The 377-nt window shown below is 43.2% G+C and carries 1 protein-coding gene; it reads right to left on the bottom strand.

Annotation, left to right across the window (positions count from 1 at the left end):
- A partial coding sequence (locus AOA60_RS23125) for a dihydroxy-acid dehydratase (protein WP_178075398.1) occupies nucleotides 1-377 on the bottom strand: 377 nt, incomplete at both ends.

Raw genomic sequence — 377 nt, 5'->3', positions numbered from 1 at the left:
CCTTTAACCTCTCTGCAAATTCCTCTTCAGAAACATCTACTGAAAGCTGCTGTTCCACGCTATCAATCGTAATAAGATCACCTTCGTTGATTAATGCAATTGGTCCACCAACTTGTGCCTCTGGTGAAAGGTGACCTACTACTAATCCGTGCGTTCCACCTGAGAAACGTCCATCTGTAATTAAACCAACTTTTTCCCCAAGTCCTTTCCCAACAACGATTGCAGTGATGGATAACATCTCTGCCATACCAGGACCACCTTTAGGTCCCACATAACGAATGACAATGACATCACCTGGATTAATTTCATTTCTAAGTACAGCATCTGTCGCTTCTTTTTCCGAATCAAACACACGAGCAGGACCAGTGATCTTCTTC

This window comes from Pseudomonas sp. 2822-17, from assembly GCF_002742485.1.
GTDB classification, from domain to species: domain Bacteria; phylum Pseudomonadota; class Gammaproteobacteria; order Pseudomonadales; family Pseudomonadaceae; genus Aquipseudomonas; species Aquipseudomonas cyclaminis.
Note: the sequence above shows the minus strand (reverse complement) of the source record. Positions and strands in the feature narration are given on the sequence as shown.